The following is a 26958-nucleotide window of genomic DNA, read 5'->3' as shown; positions in this document are numbered from 1 at the left end:
CGGCGTCGCTGGCTCCGCCCAAATCTGTTCTGCTTTCGATCGTCCAGGGTCGCATCGTTGTCGTGGGTGAGGCTCCTGCCAACTGGATCAACCGGGCGCGGGCCGCCGCAGAACAACTTTCGGTGGACGGAGTGGTTCTGGATGTCTCGCAGCTGCGTGAGCTGAACCTTGCAGAACTTAATTATTTGAGAGAGGCCATCCAGGCGACCGATATTTTCTTCTATTCCGGCAAAGCTGTGCCGGGACCAGAGCAGATACCGGTCCTCGACAGGTTGGCGGATCAAATAAAGGAATTGGCCCAAAATGCCCGCAAGTCAGGCGTAACAGCGCGGTTCATGTTGACCGGCCATGCGGACGCCACGGGCCGTGAGACGGCCAACGTGTCGATCAGCGCCGCCCGCGCCGAGACAGTTCGTGCGCTTCTCAACAAGCGCGGCGTCGCTCCGGAACTGCTGCTGGTTCGGGGCGCTGGCACCTTTGAGCCGGTGGTGCCTGAAAATAGTCGAACTGGGAGCTCCACCAATCGCCGGGTTTCGATTACGGTAAGCCTGGAGTAGTGCGGAGCTAGGATATTGCAAAAAAAGATCTGCATGTTGGGTGGGTTCGCTGTCGGAAAGACGAGTCTGGTTCGCAGGTTTGTGCAAAGCATCTTTTCAGATACCTACTTGACCACGGTGGGAGTGAAAATCGACAAGAAGAGTGTCGCACTCCCGGACAAAACGGTGGATCTAATTTTGTGGGATTTGGCCGGCGAAGACGATATCGGCTCATTCCGCGTCAGCAATGTGCGGGGTGCGTCCGGGCTCGTGCTTGTCGTCGATGGAACCCGCGCCGCTACTCTTGCCGTGGCGCTCACTCTGCGCGAGCGGGCCGAGGCCGAATTCGGCGCTATGCCGTTTGTATTGCTGTTCAACAAATCCGACCTGGCCGATCGGTGGGCAATATCGGATAGTGAGATTAACGAACTCAGGGATCTTGGATGGCAAATCTATCGAACAAGTGCGCTTTCGGGTGAACATGTTGATGATGCGTTTCGTCAGCTTGCTTCGATGGTCACCAAATAGACCATGCATAGATTGCCAAGAGAAGTCGGAAGCTGGATTTACGATTTCTTCTACAATGAGCACTCTGTCGCATATCTGAAAATTGACGCCCAGCTTTGCATAGCTGCGAAGGGCGGTAACGTTAAACATTACGGGCTCTCATCGCTTCGCATTGGCAAGCCTGTTGCCGATCAGCTTGAATTTATGGAAGGTTTGCTGCCTTGCCCGGAGCTTCCATATCATATGGCCATGGTCGAACTGCCCAGCGGGCGTGTCGCGGACCTTCATCTTTTTGCCGGCAATGCCTGCGTGTGGCTGCTCTTTCTTGACGCCACTGCCGAACGCGACAACAAGCAGCGGCTTCAACAGAAGGCCTATGAAATGACGCTCCTGCAAGAGAGGGAGCGTCAACTCAACGAGAAATTACAATCGACGAACGAGGCGTTGAGGAAGAGCCAGGAGGGATTGTCGCGTGAATACCAGCGCGCCGAATCCCTACTCCTCAACATTCTTCCGGCGTCGATCGCGGAGCGGTTAAAAGCGCACAAAAAAATTGCAGACAACCACGCTGAGGTGAGTGTGCTTTTTGCCGACATCGTCGGTTTTACGGAAAGAACGCGGAGCGTCGGAGCGGTGACGACGCTCGCTATCTTAAATTACTTCTTCAAGGCGGCGGATCGGCTCTCGGAACGATACGGCTGCGAAAAGATCAAGACAATCGGCGATTGTGTGATGGTGGTCGCTGGCCTGCCCACCGCGCGATCCGATCATGCAGAAGCCCTCGCGCACTATGCACTTGAACTGCGGAAGGCGGTTAAGCGCGAACGCTTCGCAGGAGAACCGCTGAGACTCAGAATTGGTATTCACTCGGGACCAATCGTCGCTGGCGTCATAGGCAAAAGGCGGTTCGCCTATGACCTGTGGGGCGAGACCGTTAATCTCGCCTCACGCATTCAAACGTCCGCGGAGCCCGATGAGATCCGTATTTCGGATGCAACTCACCAACTGCTTGGACCAAAATTTGCTTGCGACCTACTCGAGGAAACGGAATTGCGTGGTACAGGTCGTGTGCGAATGTGGCGGCTCTCGGCTTGATTCGCCGCTTGGCAGTGCCGATCCTGGAACGCATTGCATCTCAAACTCATCAAACATCATGGTTTCGAATGTCCGCAGAGGTGAGCGAAGCAGTCGACCACCGAGCGACCGCCAAAGGTCTGTCCTGGGTCAACTCAGAACATCGGATCCTGGAGATTTAAGTCCGCTATCGTTCTTCCTGCGCCACAAGCGGACCTACTGCTCTCGGCCCCGAGGCGGAAATATTTCCGCTTTGCGCCGTCATTTCGGCCATTCGGGCTGCTTTTTAGCTGTACTGTGAGCTGCCCCAGACCTCTGCGGTGGTCATCGGACCAGTTCGATGCTTCAGGAATTCCCGAATGCCGTCTGCGCGTTTGCACGCTTCATCCCAAAGCGCTTCATCGACTTCACCAGGAAATGCGTCAATTTGCCAAGGCACCATCGATTATCTCGATCGCCTGAATCTCCCAAAAGCCAAGTCAAAATCTCGCATTAACTGCAAAATCCCAAATTAAGTGGCACGGCAACCATTTGAAATCATTGGCCAACGAGTCTTACATTTAAAGATAAAGCGACAGTCCTCGCAGCCCTACCCGCCGGCATGACCGCGACATCGTCGAATTACGGTCAGGTTTCTCGCATAGCGAAATGAGTCGTCACGGTGGCAGGCCCGCGTTTCGCAAACCATCGGCCCATCGCGCGGCGTCGTCCGGTCGCCGGATCGGGAAGAAATCGTTGAGGCTGGAGAGGCGGAAGTCGGGATCAAGCTGACGCAATCGTGTCATCGCCTCCGTGGCCTCTGGAGCTTGTCCAGCCAGTGCGTGGCTTGCTGCAGCGACGCAGGTTGCGATGAAGTGGACCGGCTGCTCACGAATGGCCGCGTGCGCCCATGATGACGCATCCGCGTATTGGCCAGCAAAGAAGTAGGCGGCGGCCATTGCGGCTTGCGCATTACAAATCTGGGGGTCTTGTGGGTTGAGCCGCATGGCCCGCGTGAGATGATCGATTGCCCCCTCCGGTTCGCCAAGCCAAATCCTGGCCCACCCGCTGAACAGCCATGCTGAGGCCAAATTGGGATTGAGCCCAAGAGCACGTTGCAATAAATCTGCGCCATAATCGTGTGCGCCAAGAACATACGCGAAAGCGATTCCAGCGGTGCAGAGCGCCACCGCATCATCCTTGCCCAGGGCCGCTGCATGCCGGGCCAGCCGCTCGGTTTCGGCAGCCTCCTGCGCGTGATCGACCATCCAACCACTTGCCTTCCGCTGAGAATAGCAGCGCGCCGCCATGCCGTAAGCCGCAGCAAATTCCGGATCGAGTTCGATGGCGCGGTAAAAGAGCCGCAGAGCCTCATTGTTGGTTTCTCGGCTCCAGCGATGCAAGGCTGCCGAGCCCCGCAGGAAGTAATCGTAGGCGTCGAGGTTCTCGGTAGGCTTGTGCTTGGCCCGCTTGATCTCAGCCTGCTCGAGCTTCGGTCCGATGGCGCCGACCACGCTCGAGGTTACGCGGTCCTGCAGTTCGAAAATGTCTTCCAGTTCCCCTTCAAAGCGATCCGCCCAAATATGTACGCCCGTCGTGGCCTCAACAAGCTCGGCAGATATGCGCACTCGATTGGCCGCCCTGCGCACGCTGCCTTCCAGCACGTAGCGCACGCCTAATTCGCGCCCGACCTGCTTCACGTCGACAGCGCGCCCCTTGTACGTGAAGCTGGAATTGCGGGCGATAACGAAGAGCCAGCGAATGCGCGACAGCCCGATGATAATCTCTTCGACGATGCCGTCGCCAAAATAGTCCTGTGCCGGATCGCTGCTCATGTTCCCAAACGGCAGTACTGCGATCGATGGCCGGTCCGGTAACGCGGGTCCAGGCGCCCGCAACGGGATGATCTGCTCGAGGTGCGCTCGGAAGGTCCTCAGCGGGCGCGCGATATTCTTAAGGTGGTGCAAGCCCATATCGGCAAAACTAATATCGACCTTGCCATCGATCTGTCGGTATACGTCTTCGGAGATGCAGATTCCGCCGGCCTCGGAAATCTCCTCAAGCCGGGTCGCCACGTTGACACCGTCTCCCAGAATGTCATCGCCCTCGATCAGGACGTCGCCGAGATTGATTCCGATGCGGAACAGCATCCGTTGATCGGCAGGTGCCACCGCATTTCGCTCCGCCATCAACTTCTGGATGGCCGCTGCGCACGCGACGGCCGCGACGACCGAGGGGAACTCCAGTAGCACGCCGTCGCCTATGGTCTTTACAATCCGACCGCCGTGGTCTGTGATAATCGGCGAGATGGCTTCGCGGTGGCCCCGCAGCGCACGCGCCGTTCCGGCTTCATCGACTCCCATCAGCCGACTGAAGCCCACGACGTCGGCAGCCAGAATAGCTGCCAGTCTGCGATCCACCTGGGGCTGGCCCACGGACTCGTACCTTTCTCCCAGTTTTAAGGCACGCACTATAGCACGAGCCCCCCATGGGGCGCTCGGCTCAATTTCGAAAGTCCTTGGAAGAAGGCCGGTGCGTCGCCATCCAGCCCCTCCTTGCTTTTCGACTAGGGTGTGAAGGCAGCTAATCCTGCTTGGTCACGTTCATTTCGCGCATCGCGCGCATGGCAAACAGGTCGCAATGACCGCGTTGGCGGAGCTGCCTGCCTCTGATCTGAGTGGCCGCTATTGCAGTTCGGGCCTTGAAAGCGGACAGCCCGCTCCCGGCCCCATGCCTGCCTCACATCTTATCCATCAAGCGATTTCTGAACCTCCGATCTCATCCGACCGCTAGAAGCGAGCTTCCCCACCGTAGAGATCACAGTGTCTCAGCGTCCGTACACGCGGCGTTGCGGGAGCGTAGAAAGCCAAAAATCACGGGCATCACCAGCGCGAGGACAGAGATGGTGATCAGAGTCACCGAGATGGGCCTCGTAAAGAACACCGACAAGTCGCCCTGACTGATCGTCATCGCCCTCCGGAACTGTTGCTCGGCAAACGGACCAAGGATCATCCCGATGATAACGGGGCTGGTCGGAAAGTCGTACCGGCGCATGAAGAAGCCGACGACTCCGATGCCGTAGAGCAAGGCCAAGTCGAACACAGACTGGCTGATGCCGTAGGTCCCGATCGTCGCGAAGAGCAGGATACCTGCATAGAGGTAAGGCGTTGGAATCTTAAGAACTTGAACCCATAGACCGACGAGCGGCAGGTTCAGGACCAACAGAAGAATGTTTCCGATGTAGAGGCTGGCAATCAGGCCCCAGACGAGGTCGGGCTGGGAGACGAGCAACTGCGGGCCGGGGTTGATCCCGTAGGACTGGAAGGCCGAGAGCATGATCGCCGCTGTCGCGGAGGTGGGTAGACCAAGCGTGAGCAAGGGCACGAACACGCCCGCCGCGCTGGCGTTGTTCGCTGCCTCGGGGCCAGCGACTCCTTCGATGGCGCCTTGGCCGAATTCCTCGGGGTTTCTGGAGAACTTCCTCTCCATGAAGTAGGACAGGAATGTCGGGATTTCGGCACCTCCCGCAGGCATTGCTCCGATCGGGAAGCCGACGAAGGCGCCGCGGAGCCAAGGCTTCCAGGAGCGGGACCAGTCCTGCTTCGTCATCCAAAGCGACCCTTTGATAGGGATGATCTGCTCCTTGTGCGCCCGGTAGCGCGAAGCCAGGTGCAAGGTCTCCCCGATCGCGAACAGGCCGACGCAGACGATGACGACGTCGATGCCGTCGAGCAGGGCCATCTGACCAAATGCAAAACGCGCCTGCCCGGTTTGGAGGTCGACACCCACTAGGCCGACCAGAAGGCCAAGAACCAAGGCGGTAAGACCTCGGATCATCGACGAGCCCAGAACGGCGGAGACGGTGACGAACGCCAAGAGCATCAGGGCGAAGTAGTCGGCCGGAGAGAAGGTCAGAGCAAATTTGACGATGATTGGTGCAAGCAGGGTAATCCCGATGACACCCAGAGTGCCTGCCACGAATGACCCGATCGCCGCGGTCGCAAGGGCAGGACCACCGCGACCGTTCTTTGCCATCCTGTGCCCCTCCAGCGCAGTCACAATGGTGGCGCTTTCGCCGGGCGTGTTTATGAGGATCGAAGTCGTGGATCCACCGAACATCGCACCGAAGTATATGCCTGCGAAGAGGATGAAGGCAGCCGTGGGCTCTACCTGAAACGTGATCGGAAGCAGCATTGCGATCGTCAATGCTGGACCGAGACCCGGAAGGACGCCGACGAAAGTTCCGAGCGTGACACCCACCAGACCCCACATGAGATTTACGGGAGTTAGTGCAACGGCGAACCCGTGTGCGAGAGAAGCGAAGGAATCCATCAGAAAAGGTCCTCAATCAGGCCGCTGCCCATGCGCAGGTCGAGGAGCCGCGCGAAACCATAATACGCCAGGAGTGCAAGCAAGAAGCCGACAAGCGCAGCAAGCCAAAGTCGCCGGCTGCCGAACGCCTTTGCGACGAACACGAACATTGCCGTGGAGGAAAGAATGAACCCGACGTAGCTGATCAGGATCAGGTTGATCGCCAGGCCGGCGACCACCCAGCCCATAGGGCCGAGGTCAGGTCTCGGCGTATCGAGTTCGTTTGCCTCGCAGGACCATCTCCGGGACAAGCCGTCCCGGAGCAGCAGACCGCCCAGACAGATCATCGCAACACCCACGGCGTAGGGGAAGATTGTCGGACCAACCTTGGCATATGTTGGGGGAACGGGGATCTGCGTGGTCATGAAGACCACGCCTACCCCAAGGGCGATGACGCAAAGCGCCACTGCCGGCAGTTCGAAGCCGCGCATCGGTGTCATGGAACCGGCCTCACGCAAGCCCGAGATCCTTGAGGATGCCCGAGATGCGCTTCGTGTCTTCCTCAAGGTACTTCGCAAATTCGTCGCCGGCCAGGAACAGCGGCGTCCAGGAACGTGCCTTCAGTTCCGACTGCCACTTCTCACTGGCGTTCATCTTTGTGACGAGGTCTATGAGATTGTTGCGTTGCTCGTCGGAGAGATCGGGGCCGGCGAAGACCGCTCGCCAGTTCAGCAGTTCTACGTTCAGGCCCTGCTCCTTGATGGTCGGTGCCTCGATGCCGGCAACCCGTTCGGGGGCGGAAATGCCGAGGACGCGCAGGTTGCCGGCGGCGACCTGTTCGGAGAACTCGCCCCAGCCGGAGACGCCGCAGGAAATCTGATTGCCGAGGAGCGCCGCCATTGCCTCGCCGCCGCCGGCAAAGGCCACATAGGAAACCTTGATCGGATCGACCCCCGCCGCCTTGGCGACCATGCCTGCAAGAATGTGGTCGCTGCCCCCTGCGGAACCACCGGCCCAGGAAACCGATCCCACGTCTTTCTTGAGAGCTTCGACGAGATCCTTCATGGTTTGGAACGGGGATGCTGCCGGCACGACGATAGCGAGGTATTCGCCAGTCAGGCGTGCGATCGGTGTTACCGCCGAAAGATCAACAGGAGACTTGTTGGTCAGGATCGCGCCAACCATGACCATGCCACCGGTCATGAGGGCATTGCCGTCGCCTCTGTGCTGGTTGATGAATTGGGGCAAGCCAATGGTGCCGCCTGCCCCGCCGACGTTGGTGATGCGGGAGCTGCCGATAAAGTCGGTTTCACGCATCACAGAGTCCATGAGGCGCGCCGTCTGGTCCCACCCGCCGCCGGGGGCGGCGGGAACGAATATCTCAAGCTTGTCGATGGTTTGCGCCTGAACGAGTCGAGGCATTGCGGTCATGACTGCGACGACGCCTGCAGACGCCAGGAATTGGCGACGTTTCATTGCTTTTTCCTCCCATGTTCGGGCACCATTGCCCTGTCCGGAGCGCGTCCGGAAAATCTGAACTTCCACCGGATCTCCCATCCGGCCTCGGCCAGTTTCAGGCCTTCTTGCGCAGAGAGTCGGCAGCGGCCGATACAGGCTCGCAAGCGACTGAACCGTCAGTGGCCATTCTGTTGATTTCGGCGTCCGAGTAACCGATCGCGCGCAGGACTTCGGCGGTGTGCTCGCCGCACCTGGGTATGTCCAGCCGCAGGCCGAGGCGCTGGCCGTCGAAATCGATCGGCAATGTGGGGACCTTCGAGGGCGTGCCGTTCGGAAGAACGATATCGACCATTCCGCCCGGCCGGTTCACATGCGGATCGTCAAAAAGGTCCTGCGGCTTGGCGATCGGAGCGTACGGAAGCCCAATCTCCTCACACCGGGCAAGGGCGTCCTCCAGTGTCATGTGTTTGAAGATCGCCTTGATCTCCGGGATGAACTCGCCGCGATGTACGACGCGGTCCGCATTTGTCTGAAGGTCAGGATTCGACAGAAACTTTTCCATGCCGAAGGACTTGCAGAAAGCCGACCATTGCGTGTCGCTGACGACGCCTACGAATATCTGCTCGCCGTCGCCCGTGTCGAAGAGATCGTACACTGCCCAGGCGGAGATGCGCTCCGGAAGCGGAGCGGCAGCCTGACCGGTGACAGCCATCTGAAGCATGTGCTGGGCGACCAGGAAGACGTTGTTTTCGAAAAGGGCGCTGCGGACGAGTTGGCCCTTACCGGTCTTGGATCGCTCCTGAAGCGCGGCAAGGATCGCAATCGCAGCGAACATGCCGCCCATCACGTCGTTGACCGACGCTCCGGCACGTAGTGGACGACCTGTCGGCCCTGTCATATATGCCAAACCGCCCATCATCTGCACGACCTCGTCCAGGGCGGCCCGATGTTCGTACGGTCCCGAAAGAAAGCCCTTGAGAGAGCAATAGACGAGAGCGTGGTTGGTTGCCTTGATGGTGTCATAGCCGAAGCCAAGCTTGTCTAGCGCGCCTGGCCGAAAATTCTCTATCAGGACGTCGGCGCCACCAACGAGCTTTTCAGCCGCGGCGCGACCGTCGCCAGACTTCAGGTCGAGGACGATGCTTCGCTTGTTGCGGTTGAACGTCGGGAAGAAGCCGGCTCCGGAGCCGTTCAGACGGCGTGTGTTGTCGCCGTTCGGGAAAGGTTCGACCTTCACGACGTCTGCCCCCAGATCGGCAAGGATCATGCCGCAGCTCGGACCCATGATCATGTGCGAGAACTCGACCACCTTGATCCCCACGAGCGGAAGACCTGCTGTGTCGCGAAAGGTCCGGGTCAACGGCATCCCCCAAAGTTTCTGTCTGATAGAAATCAATTCTGCTTAACGCAAAAACTGACGACAATACCGAGGTGTGTCAAGAAGTTTATATGCTGCACCGCACCCGAAATTAGCTTGGCTCGTCGCTGGGCCTTTGGGACGGTGGACCAGATTGGCAGTCGGGAATTGTGACCTGAAAAGCTGGATAAGGCTTTGCAGGTTAAATGAATTCTCCGTTTCCCAAGTGCAGTCCGTCGCGGAGCGTGGGACCTACGCTCAGCAGATCCTGAATGCATCTCTGTGCATCGGATTTGACCACAACCAAATTTCTGTCTAATAGAAGAAAATTCTGCATAAGAGAAATGGAGGCTCTGCCGTGGGAGTTGAAAACCGCAACGTCATTATCAGCGAAGTCGGGCCGCGTGACGGCCTGCAAAGCATCAAACGCGCTATGCCTACAGAAACAAAGATCGCATGGATTGGCGCGCTCGCAGAAGCTGGTCTTTCTGAAATCGAGGTTGGGTCGTTCGTCTCACCGAGACTTCTGCCCCAAATGGCCGATTGCGCCGACGTTGTGACGGGCGCCATTGGAATTCCCGATCTGACGGTTCTCGCACTCGTGCCTAACCTGCGCGGCGCCCTGGCGGCTTTCGATGCGCGGACCCACAAGATCACCATGCCCGTTTCGGCGTCGCAGGCCCACAGCAGGGCGAATATCAACAAATCGGTAGAGGAGGCGGTCGAGGAGGTGGCGCGTGTCTGCGAGCTCAGGAAAGCGCAATCCGATGGATATCGCCCAGGTGTGGAAGTTGGTATCTCTACCGCCTTCGGCTGCACCATGGAGGGCGAAATCTCGGAAGACTGGGTGATCGAACTTGCGGTCATGCTCGCGGAAGCGGGCGCGGACTCAGTCGGCCTTTCTGACACGACCGGATACGGCAATCCGGCGCAGGTGAAGAGACTTTTCACCCGTCTCGACACGGAACTCGGCAACAAAGCCGGCGGCGCGCATTTCCACAACACGCGCGGGCAGGGACTTGCGAACGTTGTCGCGGCTCTCGAGGTCGGCGTCACCACCTTCGATTCCTCGCAGGCGGGCCTGGGCGGCTGCCCATACGCTCCGGGGGCGACGGGAAACATCGTCACCGAAGACCTGGTGTTCATGCTTGAGGCAATGGGCCTGAAGACTGGAATCGACATCGACAAGCTGATCGCGGCGCGTGCGATCATTCTTTCGGGGCTGCCAGGTGAGATCCTCTACGGCCACGTCCAAGATGCAGGTCTCCCGAAGGGGTTCCGTTACGCGTAATGCGCGAAGCACGCACTGAATTTCAAGAAATTACGATGCCGCGCGGCTGTCCCTCGCAGCAGGATTCGCGCGCGATCGTTGGGGAGAGAGATGCTGACATTTCTTGGGTATGCGATGGTCGCCAGCTTCATGACGCTGACCATGACGAAGCGCATGACGGCGCTGGTCGCTCTCATGGTCGTTCCTATCGTTTTCGGGTTCCTCGCAGGGGCTGGCGGGCAGATCGGCGAGATGATGATGGATGGTCTCGTGAAGCTCGCGCCGACGGCCGCCATGCTGTTCTTCGGGATCATCTATTTCTGCATAATGACGGATGCGGGCTGTTCGATCCGCTCATTCGATTGGTGGTCAAGTTCGCGAAGGGTGATCCGCTCAAGATCATCGTCGGCACCGCCATGCTTGGTACCATGGTCGCTCTCGACGGCGACGGTGCGACAACATACGTGATTTGTACCGCCGCTCTTCTTCCGATCTACCGGAGGCTCGGAATTCGTCTCCAATACATGGCGACGCTCCTGCTGATGTCCATCGGCGTCATGAACATACTCCCCTGGGGCGGGCCTACGGCACGGGCCGCCAGCGCCATGCATCTCGACGTAAGCGAGGTCTTCGTACCGCTGATCCCCGCCATGCTCGCCGGAATCGCCTACACCCTCGTCGTCGCTGTTCTGTTCGGCTTGAACGAACGCCGCCGCCTCGGAAAAATCTGCCCCACGCACATCGCCGCGATAGAAGAAGGCATTCGCGAGCTTCCTGACTTCAGACGCCCGGGGAGACTGCCCTTCAATATCGCCCTCACCGTTGCGCTAATCTACGCATTGATCCAGGGGCTTCTGCCGCTGCCCATTCTCTTCATGGTGGCGACGGCGCTCGCCCTGCTGATCAACTATCCGAGCATAGACGATCAAAAGGAGCGTCTCAGCGCCCACGCCTACAATGTTCTGGCCGTCGTCTCTCTCATCTTGGCAGCGGGCATCTTTACCGGGATCCTCAACGGCACGGGCGTGCTGGACGCGATGTCGAACAGCCTGCTCTACGTCACGCCCGCTTGGTTGGGACCGTATCTTGCTCCCTTCATTGCCCTTCTGAGCGGGCCAGCTACCTACGTCGTCACGAATGATGCGTTCTATTTCGGCGTTCTTCCCATCTTGTAGAAGACCGCCACCGCGTACGGAATTACGTCTGCGAAAATGGCGCGAGCATCGTTGGTCGGACAGCCACTACACCTACTGAGCCCGCTCGTTGCGTCGACCTACCTCCTTGTCGCCTTGCTGGACATCACCTACGGGGAGAACCAGCGCGCTTCGATCTTGTGGGTCATCGGCCTGATGGTCGCGATGCTCGCGGGGGCGCTCATCTTCGGCGTGATCCCTTGGAAAGGACCGATTGGCTGATGGAAGAAGTGAAGTGGATCACAGAGGAGGACGAAGGTTTCATCGATCTGGTTGGCCCGGTCTACTATCAGCAACTCGCAGATGGCCAGGGGCGCTTCAGGTTTCACACCGAGGCGAAGCACAGGAACCGCGCCGGCTTCGTCCAGGGCGGGATGCTGATGACCTTCGCTGACCGCGCCATGGGGAAGACGGCACGACAGAACGATCCTGGTAGAGCGCAAGCGACTGCCCAGTTCGACATGCAATTCTTCGAGCCGGTCAGGATTGGAGAAACGGTCGATATCGCTTGTACGATCGTCCGGCAGACGAGGCATCTCGTATTCATGAGGGGCGAGCTGACCGTGGAGGGGCGACAGGTCGCCGCGGCCCAGGGCGTCTGGAAAATAATCGGAATCCAGTGATCCCGCCTGTTCGAGGAAGACGAGAATTGAATTGCACACGGCGGAGCCGCTATCTAATTCTGCAGGGCAGAATTCAAATTGGAGCCATTTATGCCAGCTCAGAAGGAACAGCGGGTGGAAGCCGTCGAACGGGCGTTGACCATCCTCGACGCTTTTGGCGACAACGATCCACGGATGACGTTGAACGAACTCTCGCAGAAGACGGGATTTTATCCGAGCACGATTTTAAGGCTCGCCGGATCCCTTGAACGGTTTGGCTACGTGCATCGGGAAGCGGATGGACGCTTCCGTCTTGGCTCGTCGCTATATCGGCTAGGGAATCAGTATCAGCGGACCTTTAATCTTGCAGACTACGTTCGGCCGGCTTTACGTGAACTGGTGGAAATCACGCAGGAAACCGCGGCGTTTTACATCAAGGACGGCGACCGTCGCGTCTGCCTCTTCCGACATCATGCGGATCGCATCTTCCGCCACTATCTGGAAGAGGGTGCATCTTTGACTCTCGACAAGGGTGCGACAGCGAGGATCCTGATGGCGTTTTCTGGAGCGCCGGGGCTATTCTACGACGACATCCGCGAGAAAGGCTACTACATCTCGCTTGGCGAACGAGATCCGGAGACAGGTGCGATCGGCGTACCCGTGTTCGGGATGGGGAACGCTCTCGTGGGCTCTCTTGGACTTACTGTGCAGATGCAGAGATTCACGCCGGAGGCTCAGTCCGCACACCTTGAGGTGCTGAAGCGGGTCGCGAAAGAGCTATCGAAAAAGCTGGGGGCGCAGAGAAGCGGTTAACTCAGAAACGCATTCAATCGTTCTATTATCCGCCCAGGGGCTCGCATCCGACGAGGCGGCGTTCAGCACGCTTAAATGGTGGCTTAGCTGCCTGTCGACGTGGTATCGCAAGCGTCCGAAAAGCCCGCGTCGCGGCCGTCCCCTTAGTCGTAGCGGACGACCGCTGACCACCCGCTACCGCCCTCGAGAGCAGCGGAGCTAAAGGTCGCCTTTGGCCAAGTTCAGACCTTAGCATCGGGCGGCCATGTGTCCGGTTTTCGTGTTGCACCGCCTAGCAGCGGACGGTCAGCAGACGGCCCCGCTGCCGACGTACTGGTCTTGACATGAGCAGTCGGTCTGCAACGCGCCCCCATTCCGGTCTTAGACCATCAAAACCGCAACTATCCGAAAGCTTCCGATCCCGCGTGCTTCCATAAGAACCTCCAGGTTCAAGCTTCCATCAGCCTGGAGGACAGGAATTCGATGAACCGCTGGGTCTTGGCTGGAATAAGGCGAGTTTCGGTGACGGCGTAAATGCTGACCGTCGACCCCTGCCATTCGGGCAGGATGGGTCGGAGCCGGCCAGTCGCCAAGTCTTCGGCAACGATCTTCTCGGGAAGCAGGGCGATGCCCTGGTCGTTGACCGCCAGGGCGCGGATCATCCCGACGCTGTTGAGCGTGAAGCGGCCGCGAACGGAGACATCGACCTTGTTTACCTCCTGGTGCAAAGTCCAGGTCGGGCTCCGCAGCATGCCGATGCATTCATGCTTCGCTAGGTCCGCCGGTGTGGCGGGCTCGCCTGACGCTTCGATATAGCCAGGAGACGCATAGAGGTGACGCGGATGCCGCCCGATCAGGCGAGTGATCAGACTGGAATCTTCCAGTTTGCCTATGCGGATCGCCACGTCGAACGGCTCAGCGACCAGATCGACACGGCGTGGGCTCAGGTCGAATTCGAACGTGATGCCGGGATAGTGCCGCGCGAAATCGCCGATGATCGGCGTGAGGTAAAAAGTAGCGAGGTCGACCGGGAGCGAAACCCGCAGGACGCCGCTCGGCTGCTCAAGCATCGCGCCGAGCTGTTCGTGCGCGAGCCGTGCCTCGTCAACGATTGACTTGCTTCGTTCATAATAGAGCTGGCCGGCCTCGGTGAGCTCGATCTTGCGCGTCGTGCGGTGCAGGAGCCTCAAGCCGATTGCCTTCTCCAGTTCGCTGATGCGTCGCGACAGAGTGGAGTTTGGCATGCCGAGAGCCTCCGCAGCCTTCCGAAAGCTCCTGGCTCTAGCGACCTCCACGAACAGCGCCATGTCGTTCAAATGACTCATCTGATTGCTCCACAGATGGAAAACTGATTTCAATTGTGCTGGATTTATCCCGAGATTGGAATAGTGGACAAGAACTCCAACGAATGGAGACCCTAATGAATCCACTGTTCACCCCGGCCCGCATTGGCCGCTGCATGCTTCCCAACCGGCTGGTGATGGCGCCTATGACCCGCAGCCGCGCTGCCCTCGATGGTACGCCAGGAGAGTTGGCTGCCGAATATTATGCCCAGCGCGCCGACGTCGGTCTGATCGTCACCGAAGGCGCCCAGCCGTCGGATGACGGCCAGGGCTATCTCACCACACCCGGCATCTACACGCCCGCCCATGTCGCCGGCTGGCGGAAGATCACGTCCGCCGTGCACGACAAAGGCGGCCACATCTTCATCCAGCTCATGCACGCCGGACGCATGTCGCATCCCGACAACACGCCGCATCACCGCCAGGGTGTCGCACCGTCCGCGATCGCGCCGGGAACAGGCATGTTCACGGCGACCGGAATGCAGGACATTCCCAAGCCGCGCGCGCTGACGACCGAAGAAGTGCGCCAGACCGTCGTCGATTTCCGCCACGCGGCCCGCTCCGCGATCGAGGCCGGCGCCGACGGCGTCGAGATCCACGGCGCGAACGCATACCTAGTTCAGCAGTTCTTCGCGCCGAGTGCCAACACACGCACGGACGAATATGGCGGCTCCATGGAGAATCGCGCCCGCTTCGCCATCGAGGTCGCTACTGCGATCGCAGAGGAGATCGGCGCGGACAGAACCGCAATTCGACTGTCCCCCGGCACGACGATGTGGGGAATAGACGAAGGCGCTGAAGGGGCGGATCTCTATCGCCATCTCGTCGCCGAACTCGACAACCTCGGGCTCGCCTATGTGCACATCATGCACCAAGGTAACGAGCCGTTGCTGGCCGACATCCGCAAGCTCTGGCACCACCCGCTGATCCTTAACCGGCCGGGTCGTCCGCGCGATCAGATCGGCGCCGACGTGACTTCGGGCCTGGCCGATCTCGAAGCCTATGGTCAGATGGTTCTCGCCAATCCGGACTTTGTCGTGCGGCTGAAGGCTAATGCAGCGATGAACGAGGCAGACCACAACACCTTCTTCGGCGGCACCGCACAGGGCTACATCGATTACCCCGTCCTGAGCGCCCGGACCGATATTAGTTCATGACAGGAGATTAGATTGACTCTATCACCAAATCCCTCGACTGCCTCGGATAAGAAGGCACTCGCCGAGACCGAAGGCTCAAGCGCGACGGCGAAAAAGAAGGTCCTGGTCGTCGGCGCAACAGGGTTCCTCGGAGCGAAGATTCTTCGCAACTTGACGCTTGATGCGAGCGTTGCCGTCGTTGCGATGTCGCGTAAGGGCGCGCCCTCAAATGAGAACGCCGATGTCGAATGGGTGCGCGGCGACATGATGGATCCAGGATCATTGGATCGTGCTTTGCAGGGCGTGGACATCGTCGTCAGCTCGGCTAACAGTTACATGAAGGGAAGCCTCGACACGGACTTTCAGGGTAACAAGAATCTTATAGAGGCGGCAGCAAGAGCCAATGTTGGCCGATTTGTCTTTCTCAGCATCGTCAGCTGCGAGGCTGCGTCGGCAGTGCCACATTTCCACGCCAAGAAAGTGGCCGAGGATCTGATCAAGGCCTCCGGGGTGTCATATGTATTTGTCCGCGCGCCCTCATTTCTCGATCAGAGCACAGACTATATTGCGCAGGGTGTGAAAGCTGGCCGGTTCCTGGCGATGGGCGATAAGACCACGAGATGGTCCTATGTGCTGACGGATGATCTGGCCTCATATCTCGCCAAAGCCGCGACGTTTCCTGGTAGTGAAATCAACAATCAATCGATCGATGTCGGCTGGCGCGATGGCCCCAAGAGCCAGCAAGAGATCGCCGATATCGTCTCCGAAATTACGAAGAGACGTCTTAAGGTCCGGGTCGTGCCGTGGTTGGCTTTCCGCTTGCTCGCTCGCCCGGTAAAGTTGTTCTCCGAGCTTGGGTATGATCTGATTCAGATGTTCCTGTTCTTCAAGAAGGGCGTCTACGTTTCGAACATTTCGCAACAAGAACACTTCTTTGGACCCGCGCCTACACCCCGAGATGCGATCACGCGATGGGCGAAAAGTCAGCAGCTAATTTCGTGATGAATAGTGGGCCGGCATTTCAAGAGTAACGAGATGGGCGCCTGTCTTTCGGCTGAATCAGAAAATCATGGAGGAAGGACTTATGAAAAGTGATCCGACAGCACTTAAACGGCCGGAGCAGGTGATCCCCGTGCCGACGAATTTAGTCCGCAGGCCCAAACCTAATTGACTGAGAGGACCGCTCAGATGCGACCGCTCGCAGCCGGGTTTCAGGGATCGGCGACGGTGATTGCGTTGCCGAACGGCGCAAAACTCCGCCGAGCCAATCCGGAGGGAACCAGGGGGCGCCTCGCGGAAGTAGCCTATTTCGACATCCATGGCGGCGGCTTCGTCGTCGGCGGTGGCGAGATGTGCGCTCCGATCGCGAAGCTGAAGATCGCCGAATAGGAATGCAGGCGTGACGGCCGAACTCCAAATTATCGAAGCTGCTCCTCACGGCGGGTTCTTGGGAGCTGGGGCCGGACGCTGACGGGCTGCTTCGACGCACGCATTAGCCAAAGAGCAGAACCTTCAGTCACCCTGCGTGCATCATCTTGAAAGTAAGCTGTTGCTGTCGTTGGTTTCCGGCACGACGGCTTTTCGGAATAGCGGCAACGGCCAGCGCCGCACTGGCAAGCGCCGGACTAGGACTCAGCCATCACGCCCCCTCACCGCCCATGAGGTGGTATCGTGATCGGGGTGCTGGTTGTTGCTCTCCTTGATCGCCGCGGCCCAGTCGGCGCCGTTGTTTTCGGTCGCACCGGTATTTTCTATGCCCGTGATCGTATCGAACCATGCCACCATGTTCTCGGTGCAGGTATTGGCAAGCGGCGAGAAGGCGTGCGGATCGTCAAGCGAACCGATCATCAGATTGGTGCGGCCGTTTTCGAGGTGGTGGAAGAACAATGGCGTGCCGCAATTGGCGCAGAAGCCGCGCTCGACAAGCTCCGAGCTCTTCCAGACGCTCGGCTTGCCGCGTGTCCAGGTGAGCGCATCATCGGGCGCGGCGACGAGGGCGGCAAAGATGTTGCCCGAGGCTTTCTGGCACATGCGGCAATGGCAGAGATGCGAATTGTCGAGCATAGCGGTTGCGTGGTAGCGCACGGCACCGCACTGGCAGCCGCCGCTCACCTCCATCTCGAGGCGTTTCATTCTTTCTCCTCCTTCAAGAGGCGGGTTTGGGCTTAATCTCTTTTAGATTTTCGTCTTTTGATCGTCCAGCCTCCCCAGAGCAGATCCAATTCCGGTGTTAGTGGGCGTGGTTTGCCAGCCCAAAAGAATGGACCCGATCACGCCTTCTCGACCGTCGGTTAAGCGGTCGCCTTCAATCGTTCCGCAAATTCCGCGGGATACAAAGCGGTAGCGAAGTTATCTCGGTCCGCAAGATAACGGCCGTTGGTGCACGGCAATGGCTTGCACAAACCTTCACAGGTGATGGTCGACCGCACCATGAAGCCGCGGCCTATGAGGAACAACGGCAAGGGAAGGTCGTGTCTCAAGACGACAGCGCGGTCGATGCGGCAAGGGAAGCGGTCGACGATCGAAAAGCACGGCGCAGGAAAGCGTGATAACTGACCAGTATTTTCGCAAAGATCAGTAAGTCTGCCGTCAGGCCCGTGGTACGCCCGCCGGGCGCAGATGCTTTCTGAGCGCAGCGATGCGGAAAATGGCGTTTGCCGCACCGTATCCCCGATAGCCGCGCCTTTCGACAATCTCGAAGAACAGACCTTCACCGTAGGTGGGACTGTAGAGCTGGAAATATTCGCCATGCTCATCGCGGTCATAGAGTATGTTGTTTGCCTTCAACCGTTCCGCAAACTCCGCGTCGAGACCGAAACGGGCTTCCAGGTCGTCATAATAGTTCGGCGAGATAGCAAGGGATACGAAGCCGTTAGCGGAAAGGGCAGCGGCAGCGGAAAAGATATCCTGCGTTTTGAAGGCCAGATGCTGGATGCCGGAGCCGAAGGTTTCGGCGATGAAGTGGCCGGCAAGTGTGTTGCGGTTTTCGGCGCCGTTCATGGTGATGCGCAGCGACCCGTCGGCATTTTCTATGGCCTGGCTTCTCACTATGCCGGACGGATCGATAATGTCGACCATCGGCGTCTTATGAGCATCGAGGATCGATGTGTAGAACAGCAGCCAGGTGAGCAATTCCTCATATTTCATGGTCTGGGCGATGTGATCGATCGACTGCAACCCGACAGGCTCAGGCGCTGTCGTGTCTTCGACCGGATCGAACTCGATCTCCCATATGCGGGCGAGCTCCGTCTTGGGATCGAGGAAGTAGAGGATGCCGCCACCGACACCGCGTACGGCCGGCATCTCGATCTCGCCAGCGTCGAGGGGTTGCCGAAAGCGCTCGGCGCCCAGGGCCACGGCGCGCTCGACTGCCGCCATCGCATCGTCGACCATCAGGCCGGCAGCATAGGCCGTCGTGCCGTGGACTGCGTATGACGCGCCGGCAAAGCCCTTCTGCTCGGTATTGACGACAAGATTGATGCCGCCTTGGCGAAAGACTGTGACACTCTTGGTCTTGTGTCTCGAAACCTTTCGAAATCCGAGGCTTGCAATCAACCTTTCGAGTTGCGGCGCTTCGTCCTCGTCGACCGTGAACTCGACGAAAGCAACACCTTCGACGGAGGCGCGCGGCGGCATCGCGGGGACGGGCAAGGAGCTTTCCGGCTCCTGCCGCTTTACCTGATCGCCGAGATAGATCAGAGAGCGCCGGCCATCGACTGCGATTGCCGTGGGCGAGCCGCCGCGGAACTGATCGTTGAAAATCTCCAGCGACAGATATCCTTCGTATCCGGTTGCCGCCACGGCTTTCATGAAGTCCAGGACCGGCAAGTCGCCCTCGCCGGGCATGTTGCGGAAATGCCTGCTCCAGAAAAGCAGATCCATGTCGATCAGGGGCGCATCCGCAAGCTGGATGATGAAAATCTTTTCTTTCGGGATCGAGCGGATCGAGTTGACATCGATCTTGCGCGACAGCGTATGGAAACTGTCGAGGATAAGGCCGATGTTGGGATGGTCGGCACGTCGCACGATCTCCCAGGCGTCGCGGTGATCGTGAATGTGCCGCCCCCAGGCGAGCGCCTCGTAACCCACCCTCAGCCCGCGCTTTGCCGCGCGCTCGCCAAGTTCATGAAAGTCGGCCGCGGCTCTGTCGAGACCGCCGAGCGATGCCGGCGACACATTGGAGCAGACGAGTACCAGATCCGTGCCCATTTCCTGCATGACGTCGAATTTGCGCTCGGCACGATCGAATGTGCGGCTGCGAAGCGGCTCGGGCATGCCTTCGAAATCGCGGAACGGCTGAAATAGCGTGATCTCCATCCCGAGATCGCGCACCATCTTGCCGACCTGACGCGGGCTTTCATCAAAGATGAGGAAGTCGTTTTCGAATATCTCGACACCATCGAAACCGGCCTTGGCGATCGCTTCGAGCTTGTCGCGGAGATCGCCACTCAACGATACGGTCGCTATAGACGTCTTCATCGGCCTGCTCCCTTGTGCTGTCGTATGGAGGGTTATTCGGTCATGGCCTTGAAATGCGCGAGCATTCGGGCGGCATCCGGCGTTCGTCCCGTCAACAGACGAAAGGCGCCAACGGCCTGGAAGACCGCCATGCCTCCGCCATCGAGCGTCCGGCACCCACGATGTCTCGCTTGCCTCAACAGTTCGGTCTCCAAGGGGAAGTAGACGATCTCGGCGACCCAGTGCCGTTCCTCAAGCAGTTCCGGCGGCAAGGGGGTGCCCGGATACTTCGTCATTCCGGTCGGCGTTGCATGTATGAGGCCGGCTGCCTGCCCCATCTCGGATGCCAGATCCGTTCCGGCGATGATGGAAGCAGCGGGAAAGAGCCGCGCCATCGTTTCCGTCAAGGCCGCAGCACGTTGCGCTTCGCAATCGAAGACGACCAACCTCTGCAAACCAAGAAAGAGCATTGCATAAGCGGTCGCAACGCCTGCGCCTCCAGCACCGAGCTGGACGGCCGAAGAAAGATCGGCCTCCGGCAGCCCGCGACGGAAGCTTTCGGCAAAGCCCCACCAATCGGTATTGTGTCCATATCGCCGCCCATCCTTGAAAACGACGGTATTAACGGCCCCCAGAGCCCGCGCCTCGGATGACAGGTCGTCCAGAAAAGGGATGACGATCTGTTTGCAGGGATGGGTGATGTTGAGACCTGCAAGACCTTGAGCTTCGGCCTTAGCCAGAAGTTTCGGCAGGTCGGCTGGCGAGGCCCCGATCCGGTTAAGGTCGATCAGTTCATACTCGTAGTTCAGACCCTGGGCGGCACCCTCCTTCATATGCATGGCGGGTGTCAGCGACGCTTGGATGCCGGCGCCGATCAGGCCGGCCTTTAGCGGTCTTATGATTGTTTCGGCCATCCGTCTTTTCCGTGGTTCCGATGAGAAAGGGACCAGGCCCGCAGCAGCCGGCCCGATCCTTCGCTTATTTGCCGCGAACGGTGTCGAGTTCCTTCATGAGCTGAGCGACCGTTTCTGCGCCGATCTGAGGGCTGAACTTGTCGATCAACGGCTTGACGGCGTCGCGCAGCTTCTGCGTCTCTTCCGGGCTCAGCTCGCTGACTTCCATGCCGGTTTTCTTGATCTCTTCGATCGCCTTGGCGTCCATCTCGCGCGAAACCTTGCGCTGATAGTCGCGCGCCTCGGTTGCGGCCGATTGGAAGAGGGCTTTTTCTTCATCGTTGAGCCCGTCCCAGAACTTCTTGCTGATGAGCACGATCTGCGGATTGTACTGATGGCGGGTCACCGTCATGTACTTCTGCACTTCGAAGAACTTGGCATTGATGATGTTCGCAGCCGGATTTTCCTGGCCGTCGACGGTGCCGGTTTCGAGCGCCGTATAAAGCTCGGTGTATGGAAGCGGAACGGCGTTGGCGCCAAGGCTGTTGAAGAGCTCGATCGGGATCGGCGACTGGATCGTGCGGATCTTAAGGCCCTTGATGTCCTCAAGCTTGGTGACTGCGTGGCGATTGTTCGTCAGGTTGCGGAAACCGAGCTCCCAATAGGCAAGACCGACGAGGCCGGTATCTGGCAGAAGCTTCATCAGGCCGGAGCCGAACGGTCCGTCCATCACCTTGTCTGCTTCCTCGCCGCTATTGAAGAGGAAGGGCAGATCGACGGCGCCGAACGGCTTGACATTGCTTGCAAGGATACCGGCATTGAGCACCGTCATTTCGATCACGCCGCCCTGCAGCGCCGAGACGGTCTGAACGTCGCCCCCAAGCACACCGCCGGGAAAGAGTTTGACCTCGATCTTGCCGCCGCTCTTGTCCTTCAAGAGCTCGGCGAATTTCTCCATTCCCATGACCTGGGGATGGCCCTTGTTGTTCGCCGACGCGAATTTCAGCTGGTGCTCGCGGATTTCGGCCATGGCCGGGCCGGATGCCAGCAGTGCGATCGGCAACGCCAATCCCAATGCCAGCTTCGTCAATTTATTCAGCATGTCTTCCTCCCAGGTTTTGGCCGGCATCTCCCTCCGGCCGCGTTGAAATTCGTTCGCCGTTGCCGGCGAACTGCGATCAGTGTCCGAACCAGGAGACCGGGACGGTCACCAGTTGCGGAAACAGGACGAGCAGAAACAGAACGATCAGTTCGGCGATGAGAAAGGGCATGACGCCCTTCATCAACTCTTCCATCGAGAGCTTCGAGACGCCGCAGATAACATTGAGCACAGTGCCGACCGGCGGCGTGATCAGGCCAATCGCATTGTTGATGATGAAGAGAACGCCGAAATAGACCGGATCAATGCCCGCCTGCTTGATGATCGGCATCAGCACCGGCGTCATGATCAGGATCGTCGGCGTCATGTCCATGGCGGTTCCGACGACGACAATCAGCACCATGATGGCGAGCAGCAGAAGGGTCTGATTGTCCATCAGCGGTTCGACTAGGGCCGCGAGTTCGCCGGGCACGTCGGCAACTGTGATCAGCCAGGCGGAAACCGCCGCACAGGCAACCAGGAACATGACGACGGAGGTAATTTTGGCGGCCGCCACGAAGACATGAAACAGTCTCGCCGGCGGCAGTTCGCGATAGATGACCATCGAGACGAAGAGCGAATAAACTGCGGCAACGACGCCGGCTTCGGTTGGCGTGAAGACGCCGAATTTCAAGCCGACGATGATGATGACCGGCAGCATCAAGGCCCAGATGCTGTCGATGAAGGCTTTGAGACGCACCGCGCCGCTCTGCTTCGGGGGAAGTGCGAACTGCTCCTTTCGAGCAACGATCAGCCAGGTCACGCAGAGTGCGGCTGCGATCATAAGCCCCGGGAAAATTCCCGCCAGAAAAAGCTTGGTGATCGAAACGCCGCCCACCACACCGAAGAGGATGAAACCGATCGACGGAGGAATGATCGGCCCGATAACGGAAGCTGAGGCGAGGAGGCCGCCGGCGCGCGCAGGGTCGTGTCCGGACTTCTGCATCATCGGAAAAAGAAGCGCGCCCAGGGCTGCTGCATCGGCAACGGCCGACCCGGAAAGGCTCGAAAGGACACAGGCGGCGAAGATGGCGACAAAACCGAGGCCGCCGCGGACATGGCCCACCATCGCCATGGCAAGGTCGACAATGCGGCGAGAAAGTCCGCCGGTATTCATGACCTCGCCGGCAAGAAGAAAGAAAGGCACCGCCATCAGCGGAAAGCTGTCGGCGCCGTTCAGCACGTTCTGCGCCACGATCTGCGCATCGAACATGTCAAGATACATCATCAACGCAACGCCGCTGATGATAAGGGCAAAGGCGATCGGCACCCCAAGCGCCATGGGACCGAGAAGTGCTCCGAGGAAGATGGATACAGTCATTTCCCGCCCCTCAATGCTTTGTCACGAGCTTGGCAAGTGCCGGATCGTGATCCTCAAGCGCGACTTGTTCCTCACTGTCGCGGACAAGTTCGACGGTCGTGACATCGATGCGGCCCGTGGCGATCGCGAATGCGTCCCACAGGAGAATGAGAAATGCCGGGATGCCGAACGCCAGACCGGCGCCGTAGAAGAATGCCATCGAAATCCCGGTCGCCGGTGCTGCCACATGGACGTTGATCAGGGTCTGCGTCCAGGCACCGCTGATCATCAGCCAGGTTGCCAGCAGCATCAGTGCATGCCCGGCGAGCGCAGCCATTCTGGCAGCCGTGGGTGACAGGCGCCGCAGCACGGAATCGACACCGAGGTGGCCATGCTCGCGCATTGCGACGACCGCGCCGAGAAATGTCAGCCAGACGAAGAACATCCGCGACAGCTCTTCGGAGGACGTGATGCCCTGATTGAAGGCATAGCGAAGGACGACGTTGCCGAAGACGAGCACGACCATGCCTGCCAGCAAGAGCGCGATCGTCGCCTTCAGCACGAGAAAATAGAAATCGATGATGCGGGTCATTCGCTCCTCCCAAAGCGTGGGCAACAGATCCAAGTGATCTTCCGACGTCCCCAGTCGCGCGCCGACGCGCATCTGAACGGAGACCTCGCGCCCCTCCTCTGGGACATGTTGCCTTGCTTTCAAAATGTACTAACTAGTTCGAATGTCAAGCGGTGTTCTATTGAAACGGACGTGCAAGGTGAATATGACTTTGTCGTCGAGCGCGCATGAAATGGCATCCTCCACGTTAAGGCTCCCGTTTTGACGATTGGAAACAGCGGTTTAGGGAATATGGTCGTGAGAGAGATGGCGGAGCGGGCTGAAAACGGACGAAAGAACGATCCGCAGCGGACGCAGGCGGATATTCTCGTCGTCGCGACGAAGGAGTTCGCGACCCATGGCCTCGCGGGTGCGCGCGTCGATGCGATCGCGGAAAAGACCCGTACCTCGAAGCGGATGATCTATTACTATTTCGGAAGTAAGGAAGGTCTCTATCTCGCCGTGCTGGAGCAGTCCTACCGCAAGATCCGCTCGCTGGAAGCCGACCTTCAGCTTTCGAACCTTGAGCCGGAAGCAGCGTTGCGCACGCTAATCGCAACGACTTTCGATCACGACGAGGCCAACCCGGATTTCGTCCGGCTGGTGAGCATCGAAAACATTCATCACGCCGCGCATATGCTGCGCTCGGATGCCATCCGCGACCTTAACGTCTCGGTCATAGAGACGATCGCTAAAATCCTGGAACGTGGTTTCGAACAGGGCATATTTCATCGCAAGGCCGATCCGATCGATGTCCACATGATGATCAGCGCCTTCTGTTTCTTCCGCGTCTCGAACCGCTATACCTTCGGCACGATTTTCAGGCGGGATCTCTCGGAAAGCGAGACCATCGACCGGCACCGCGGAATGATCGCCGATGCCGTCGTCAGCTATCTCAAGTCCTGCCCGTCGCCCGATTGACGCAGGCCGCTTTGCGGCGGCGATCAACCATGTTGTGTCGGAAGAAGGAGGAGCGGCCGCTGCGAACAACCGGTTGTGCGAATGAGTAAGGCAGATGTCCAACTCGACAAGGCCTGAAGGTTCCTCGTAGCCGCGGCCGCCGATACCGGTAATGCGAGAGGGCGTTCATTTGCGTGGCGCACTCTTTGCATAAAAGGGGAAATTTTCTCCAAAGATCCACTTCGGGCCACATCGCGCTCCCCGCGTTACCGGATCCTGACGATGGTCAGATTATCGACGCCGCCCGCTGATCCTCTGGAGTGCGCGTCTATCAAACCGCGGACTCCGTTTTCTCAGGAGTAACAGAATGACCACTCTTGCGATGGCGTCACTGTTTGCCGCCGGCTTCGCGCTGGTCCTGATCGCGCTTTCAATTCCGATCTCCCTCCGACACGAAAAACGGCCGCGTTTTTACAATAAAGGGGTCTTCCTCAATTTGTGTGGTTGACTCGGCGTTAGACAAGCTGCCGTTATGAATTGGCATCCTAACGAAAACAAAATGGTCACCTGGCCCAGAGATTAAAGTTCTGGCCGTCGCGCTCACCGATGGAGACAGCTGGGTTTTTTCTGCTGTCGTCCGGCGTTTGGCATTTGCCCCGATTGCGGACAGCCGACCCGAAATCGGCACGGATGGTCCAACCGCAGTCTTCAAGATTTGCCCGTCCCTCGGATCAAATAAAGAGCGAACCCTACGTTCATTAACGTGGGCGCTAGCGGCGATTCGGGCCAGCGCGCTTGCTAGTGACGCCACCTCATTCCGCGGCCCGTACACCAGAGTTTGCCATCGTACTATGGGCCTGTTCCCAGTTTGCCATGTAATCACGGGTGAGCGGGACGGCGTCTGCCCGCTTGGCAAGCTGCATCTGAAATACCATCATCGAGCGAAAGCGGAATCCGATCTCGCACAGAACGAGATAGAATTCCCACATGCGGCAGAACCGTTCGTCATAGAGTGCCGCAATGCGCTGACGATTAGCCATGAAACGCTGACGCCAGTGGCGGAGGGTATCCGCGTAGTGCAGACACAGAATTTCGACGTCGGTCACAACTAGGCCCGCACGCTCTACGGACGCGAAGACCTCGGAAAGCGACGGAATATCCGCTCCTGGGAAAATGTACTTGCGAATGAATGGATTGATCGGAGCAGGCGCATCGGAGTATCCGATCGAATGCAGCAGCGCGACGCCGTCGGGGGTCAGGAAATCGCCAAGCCTGGCAAAGAACTCCTCGTAATTCCTCTTGCCTACATGCTCGAACATGCCGACCGAAACCACCCGATCATATTGACCAAGTTCCTTACGATAATCACGCAGACAAAAACGCACGCGATCAGCGAGGCCCGCAGCGGTAGCGCGCCCCTGCGATACCTTGTGCTGCTCGACGCTCAAGGTGAGGCCCGTGACGTCCGCGCCGGTCTCCTCGGCCAGGTACAAACCGAGGCCCCCCCAGCCAGAACCAATGTCGAGTATCTTAAGGTCCGGCCGGTCGAGGAGCAGCTTTGAGGCGATGTGGCGTTTTTTATGCTCCTGCGCCGCCTCGATGATCGTCGATCGAATGCCTCTGGCGCGCCTTCTCGCAATGATCGAACACCTTTGCGACGAGCGACGATACGCCGAAAGATCCCGCTAACAGGGATAAAACGTTGCGGATCATCCTTCGAGAGACTGCGATTTTCAACTCTCGCCGGTCCTGTGGAACTATAACCACCGTAGCCATGGCTGTCGAGATTCCGGGAAAGCAGGTCGTCGTCTGATCACTCCATTTCGTCAGGTCAGGGACGAAGTAAAGGAATATCTACTCGGCAGTGCGCTGTCGTCGATCCGGACGCTACCTGCAGGGCGTGACCCGGGTCGCTGACCGGGCGGTAATGGTTCGTATTTATCTCGGATCAAGCACGAGCGCCGTTCATCGGCACCCGGCGTTTGATGAAGGACTGGTCGCCCGGATCACGGCAAGAAGTTCACACCCCTCGCTGCAATTGCGACGTGAAGGTCGCTCGCGTAACCGACACGCTTGTGCCGGTGGAATTGCTGACCATGTC

General features: G+C 58.8%; 27 protein-coding genes and 1 pseudogene. 15 read left to right on the top strand and 13 right to left on the bottom strand.

The window, feature by feature from the left end; translation table 11 throughout:
- The 3 genes from BLP23_RS32430 to BLP23_RS32420 form a co-directional block, all read left to right on the top strand.
- On the top strand, positions 1-557 hold a 557-nt coding region (locus tag BLP23_RS32430; protein ID WP_139187151.1), incomplete at its 5' end, for an OmpA family protein.
- A gap of 15 nt (positions 558-572) precedes the next feature.
- On the top strand, positions 573-1064 hold the full coding sequence (locus BLP23_RS32425) for a Rab family GTPase (RefSeq protein WP_233426899.1): 492 nt from the start codon (positions 573-575) through the stop codon (positions 1062-1064).
- Positions 1065-1067: 3 nt separating this feature from the next.
- Positions 1068-2138 carry an adenylate/guanylate cyclase domain-containing protein gene (locus tag BLP23_RS32420; protein ID WP_092588757.1) on the top strand — a complete coding sequence of 357 codons (1071 nt, stop codon included), beginning with the start codon at positions 1068-1070 and terminating at the stop codon, positions 2136-2138.
- A 635-nt stretch (positions 2139-2773) separates the two neighbouring features.
- On the opposite strand, the gene BLP23_RS32415 is transcribed toward BLP23_RS32420, so the two are convergent.
- The 5 genes from BLP23_RS32415 to BLP23_RS32395 form a co-directional block, all read right to left on the bottom strand.
- On the bottom strand, positions 2774-4531 hold the full coding sequence (locus BLP23_RS32415) for an adenylate/guanylate cyclase domain-containing protein (protein ID WP_267890125.1): 1758 nt from the start codon (positions 4529-4531) through the stop codon (positions 2774-2776).
- 382 nt (positions 4532-4913) lie between these two features.
- The gene (locus tag BLP23_RS32410; protein WP_092588756.1) at positions 4914-6428 is read right to left on the bottom strand and encodes a tripartite tricarboxylate transporter permease; all 1515 of its coding nucleotides are present in this window, start codon (positions 6426-6428) and stop codon (positions 4914-4916) included.
- Positions 6428-6907, bottom strand: a complete 480-nt coding sequence (locus tag BLP23_RS32405; RefSeq protein WP_092588755.1) for a tripartite tricarboxylate transporter TctB family protein — start codon at positions 6905-6907, stop codon at positions 6428-6430. Before BLP23_RS32405 ends, BLP23_RS32410 begins: the two co-directional genes overlap by 1 nt.
- Before the next feature lie 10 nt (positions 6908-6917).
- A complete protein-coding gene (locus tag BLP23_RS32400) occupies positions 6918-7883 on the bottom strand; it encodes a Bug family tripartite tricarboxylate transporter substrate binding protein (RefSeq protein ID WP_092588754.1) in 966 nt (321 codons plus the stop codon).
- Positions 7884-7980: 97 nt separating this feature from the next.
- On the bottom strand, positions 7981-9225 hold the full coding sequence (locus BLP23_RS32395; protein WP_233426898.1) for a CaiB/BaiF CoA transferase family protein: 1245 nt from the start codon (positions 9223-9225) through the stop codon (positions 7981-7983).
- A 355-nt stretch (positions 9226-9580) separates the two neighbouring features.
- Between BLP23_RS32395 and BLP23_RS32390 the strand changes: the two genes are divergently transcribed.
- The 6 genes from BLP23_RS32390 to BLP23_RS32375 all read left to right on the top strand — a co-directional run bounded on the left by BLP23_RS32390 (position 9581) and on the right by BLP23_RS32375 (position 13100).
- Positions 9581-10513: a hydroxymethylglutaryl-CoA lyase gene (locus tag BLP23_RS32390; RefSeq protein WP_092588751.1), complete on the top strand. Its 933-nt coding sequence runs from the start codon at positions 9581-9583 to the stop codon at positions 10511-10513.
- A gap of 90 nt (positions 10514-10603) precedes the next feature.
- A complete protein-coding gene (locus BLP23_RS34890; protein ID WP_233426897.1) occupies positions 10604-10960 on the top strand; it encodes a hypothetical protein in 357 nt (118 codons plus the stop codon).
- Entirely contained in the window at positions 10858-11667 is an 810-nt protein-coding gene (locus BLP23_RS34885; RefSeq protein ID WP_233426896.1) for a citrate:proton symporter, read from the top strand. Before BLP23_RS34890 ends, BLP23_RS34885 begins: the two co-directional genes overlap by 103 nt.
- 51 nt (positions 11668-11718) lie before the next feature.
- A complete protein-coding gene (locus BLP23_RS34880; RefSeq protein WP_233426895.1) occupies positions 11719-11907 on the top strand; it encodes a hypothetical protein in 189 nt (62 codons plus the stop codon).
- Positions 11907-12308, top strand: coding sequence for a PaaI family thioesterase (locus tag BLP23_RS32380; RefSeq protein ID WP_092588750.1), 402 nt, complete (start codon positions 11907-11909; stop codon positions 12306-12308). Before BLP23_RS34880 ends, BLP23_RS32380 begins: the two co-directional genes overlap by 1 nt.
- 90 nt (positions 12309-12398) lie before the next feature.
- Entirely contained in the window at positions 12399-13100 is a 702-nt protein-coding gene (locus tag BLP23_RS32375) for an IclR family transcriptional regulator (RefSeq protein WP_092588749.1), read from the top strand.
- A 428-nt stretch (positions 13101-13528) separates the two neighbouring features.
- Here BLP23_RS32375 and BLP23_RS32370 read toward each other — a convergent pair whose 3' ends face one another.
- Positions 13529-14404 (bottom strand): LysR family transcriptional regulator, encoded by an 876-nt coding sequence (locus BLP23_RS32370; RefSeq protein ID WP_092588748.1) that lies wholly within the window; start codon positions 14402-14404, stop codon positions 13529-13531.
- Between the two features lie 83 nt (positions 14405-14487).
- Here BLP23_RS32370 and BLP23_RS32365 point away from each other — a divergent pair, with 83 nt between their 5' ends.
- From BLP23_RS32365 to BLP23_RS32355, 3 genes are all read left to right on the top strand, one after another.
- A complete protein-coding gene (locus BLP23_RS32365; protein ID WP_092588747.1) occupies positions 14488-15579 on the top strand; it encodes an alkene reductase in 1092 nt (363 codons plus the stop codon).
- Positions 15580-15729: 150 nt separating this feature from the next.
- On the top strand, positions 15730-16560 hold the full coding sequence (locus tag BLP23_RS32360) for an SDR family oxidoreductase (RefSeq protein ID WP_233426894.1): 831 nt from the start codon (positions 15730-15732) through the stop codon (positions 16558-16560).
- 186 nt (positions 16561-16746) lie between these two features.
- Positions 16747-16947: a hypothetical protein gene (locus BLP23_RS32355; protein ID WP_092588745.1), complete on the top strand. Its 201-nt coding sequence runs from the start codon at positions 16747-16749 to the stop codon at positions 16945-16947.
- Positions 16948-17190: 243 nt separating this feature from the next.
- On the opposite strand, the gene BLP23_RS32350 is transcribed toward BLP23_RS32355, so the two are convergent.
- From BLP23_RS32350 to BLP23_RS32325, 6 genes are all read right to left on the bottom strand, one after another.
- Positions 17191-17691 (bottom strand): GFA family protein, encoded by a 501-nt coding sequence (locus BLP23_RS32350; RefSeq protein WP_092588744.1) that lies wholly within the window; start codon positions 17689-17691, stop codon positions 17191-17193.
- Between the two features lie 456 nt (positions 17692-18147).
- Complete coding sequence (locus BLP23_RS32345; protein ID WP_092588743.1) at positions 18148-20037, bottom strand: bifunctional sugar phosphate isomerase/epimerase/4-hydroxyphenylpyruvate dioxygenase family protein; 1890 nt, start codon at positions 20035-20037, stop codon at positions 18148-18150.
- A gap of 32 nt (positions 20038-20069) precedes the next feature.
- Complete coding sequence (locus BLP23_RS32340) at positions 20070-20930, bottom strand: shikimate dehydrogenase (RefSeq protein WP_092588742.1); 861 nt, start codon at positions 20928-20930, stop codon at positions 20070-20072.
- 64 nt (positions 20931-20994) lie between these two features.
- A complete protein-coding gene (locus tag BLP23_RS32335) occupies positions 20995-22011 on the bottom strand; it encodes a TRAP transporter substrate-binding protein (protein WP_092588759.1) in 1017 nt (338 codons plus the stop codon).
- Positions 22012-22087: 76 nt separating this feature from the next.
- Positions 22088-23368, bottom strand: coding sequence for a TRAP transporter large permease (locus tag BLP23_RS32330; RefSeq protein ID WP_092588741.1), 1281 nt, complete (start codon positions 23366-23368; stop codon positions 22088-22090).
- 10 nt (positions 23369-23378) lie between these two features.
- The gene (locus BLP23_RS32325; protein ID WP_092588740.1) at positions 23379-23939 is read right to left on the bottom strand and encodes a TRAP transporter small permease; all 561 of its coding nucleotides are present in this window, start codon (positions 23937-23939) and stop codon (positions 23379-23381) included.
- Positions 23940-24224: 285 nt separating this feature from the next.
- On the opposite strand from BLP23_RS32325, the gene BLP23_RS32320 reads away from it, so the two are divergent.
- The 3 genes and pseudogenes from BLP23_RS32320 to BLP23_RS34875 all read left to right on the top strand — a co-directional run.
- Complete coding sequence (locus tag BLP23_RS32320) at positions 24225-24878, top strand: TetR/AcrR family transcriptional regulator (RefSeq protein WP_092588739.1); 654 nt, start codon at positions 24225-24227, stop codon at positions 24876-24878.
- Positions 24879-25224: 346 nt separating this feature from the next.
- Positions 25225-25365, top strand: coding sequence for a hypothetical protein (locus BLP23_RS34025; protein ID WP_167364057.1), 141 nt, complete (start codon positions 25225-25227; stop codon positions 25363-25365).
- A 34-nt stretch (positions 25366-25399) separates the two neighbouring features.
- Positions 25400-25581: pseudogene (locus BLP23_RS34875) on the top strand (transposase family protein); the annotation flags it as partial.
- A gap of 88 nt (positions 25582-25669) precedes the next feature.
- Here BLP23_RS34875 and BLP23_RS32310 read toward each other — a convergent pair.
- Positions 25670-26458, bottom strand: a complete 789-nt coding sequence (locus tag BLP23_RS32310) for an SAM-dependent methyltransferase (RefSeq protein ID WP_267890126.1) — start codon at positions 26456-26458, stop codon at positions 25670-25672.
- Between the last annotated feature and the right edge of the window lie 500 nt (positions 26459-26958).

The organism is Rhizobium mongolense subsp. loessense (assembly GCF_900099775.1).
Lineage (GTDB): Bacteria > Pseudomonadota > Alphaproteobacteria > Rhizobiales > Rhizobiaceae > Rhizobium > Rhizobium loessense.
This window is presented reverse-complemented; position numbering and strand designations above follow the sequence as displayed.

What these genes read in the sequence shown, in the direction of transcription:
- BLP23_RS32380 (WP_092588750.1), top strand. Translation starts at nt 11,907, where the DNA reads ATGGAAGAAGTGAAGTGGATCACAGAGGAGGACGAAGGTTTCATCGAT.
- BLP23_RS32400 (WP_092588754.1), bottom strand. Translation starts at nt 7,883, where the DNA reads ATGAAACGTCGCCAATTCCTGGCGTCTGCAGGCGTCGTCGCAGTCATG.
- BLP23_RS32330 (WP_092588741.1), bottom strand. Translation starts at nt 23,368, where the DNA reads ATGACTGTATCCATCTTCCTCGGAGCACTTCTCGGTCCCATGGCGCTT.
- BLP23_RS32405 (WP_092588755.1), bottom strand. Translation starts at nt 6,907, where the DNA reads ATGACACCGATGCGCGGCTTCGAACTGCCGGCAGTGGCGCTTTGCGTC.
- BLP23_RS32370 (WP_092588748.1), bottom strand. Translation starts at nt 14,404, where the DNA reads ATGAGTCATTTGAACGACATGGCGCTGTTCGTGGAGGTCGCTAGAGCC.
- BLP23_RS32420 (WP_092588757.1), top strand. Translation starts at nt 1,068, where the DNA reads ATGCATAGATTGCCAAGAGAAGTCGGAAGCTGGATTTACGATTTCTTC.
- BLP23_RS32335 (WP_092588759.1), bottom strand. Translation starts at nt 22,011, where the DNA reads ATGCTGAATAAATTGACGAAGCTGGCATTGGGATTGGCGTTGCCGATC.
- BLP23_RS32320 (WP_092588739.1), top strand. Translation starts at nt 24,225, where the DNA reads ATGGCGGAGCGGGCTGAAAACGGACGAAAGAACGATCCGCAGCGGACG.
- BLP23_RS32365 (WP_092588747.1), top strand. Translation starts at nt 14,488, where the DNA reads ATGGAGACCCTAATGAATCCACTGTTCACCCCGGCCCGCATTGGCCGC.
- BLP23_RS32375 (WP_092588749.1), top strand. Translation starts at nt 12,399, where the DNA reads ATGCCAGCTCAGAAGGAACAGCGGGTGGAAGCCGTCGAACGGGCGTTG.
- BLP23_RS32355 (WP_092588745.1), top strand. Translation starts at nt 16,747, where the DNA reads ATGCGACCGCTCGCAGCCGGGTTTCAGGGATCGGCGACGGTGATTGCG.
- BLP23_RS32345 (WP_092588743.1), bottom strand. Translation starts at nt 20,037, where the DNA reads ATGAAGACGTCTATAGCGACCGTATCGTTGAGTGGCGATCTCCGCGAC.
- BLP23_RS34025 (WP_167364057.1), top strand. Translation starts at nt 25,225, where the DNA reads ATGACCACTCTTGCGATGGCGTCACTGTTTGCCGCCGGCTTCGCGCTG.
- BLP23_RS32340 (WP_092588742.1), bottom strand. Translation starts at nt 20,930, where the DNA reads ATGGCCGAAACAATCATAAGACCGCTAAAGGCCGGCCTGATCGGCGCC.
- BLP23_RS32350 (WP_092588744.1), bottom strand. Translation starts at nt 17,691, where the DNA reads ATGAAACGCCTCGAGATGGAGGTGAGCGGCGGCTGCCAGTGCGGTGCC.
- BLP23_RS32410 (WP_092588756.1), bottom strand. Translation starts at nt 6,428, where the DNA reads ATGGATTCCTTCGCTTCTCTCGCACACGGGTTCGCCGTTGCACTAACT.
- BLP23_RS34890 (WP_233426897.1), top strand. Translation starts at nt 10,604, where the DNA reads ATGCTGACATTTCTTGGGTATGCGATGGTCGCCAGCTTCATGACGCTG.
- BLP23_RS32325 (WP_092588740.1), bottom strand. Translation starts at nt 23,939, where the DNA reads ATGACCCGCATCATCGATTTCTATTTTCTCGTGCTGAAGGCGACGATC.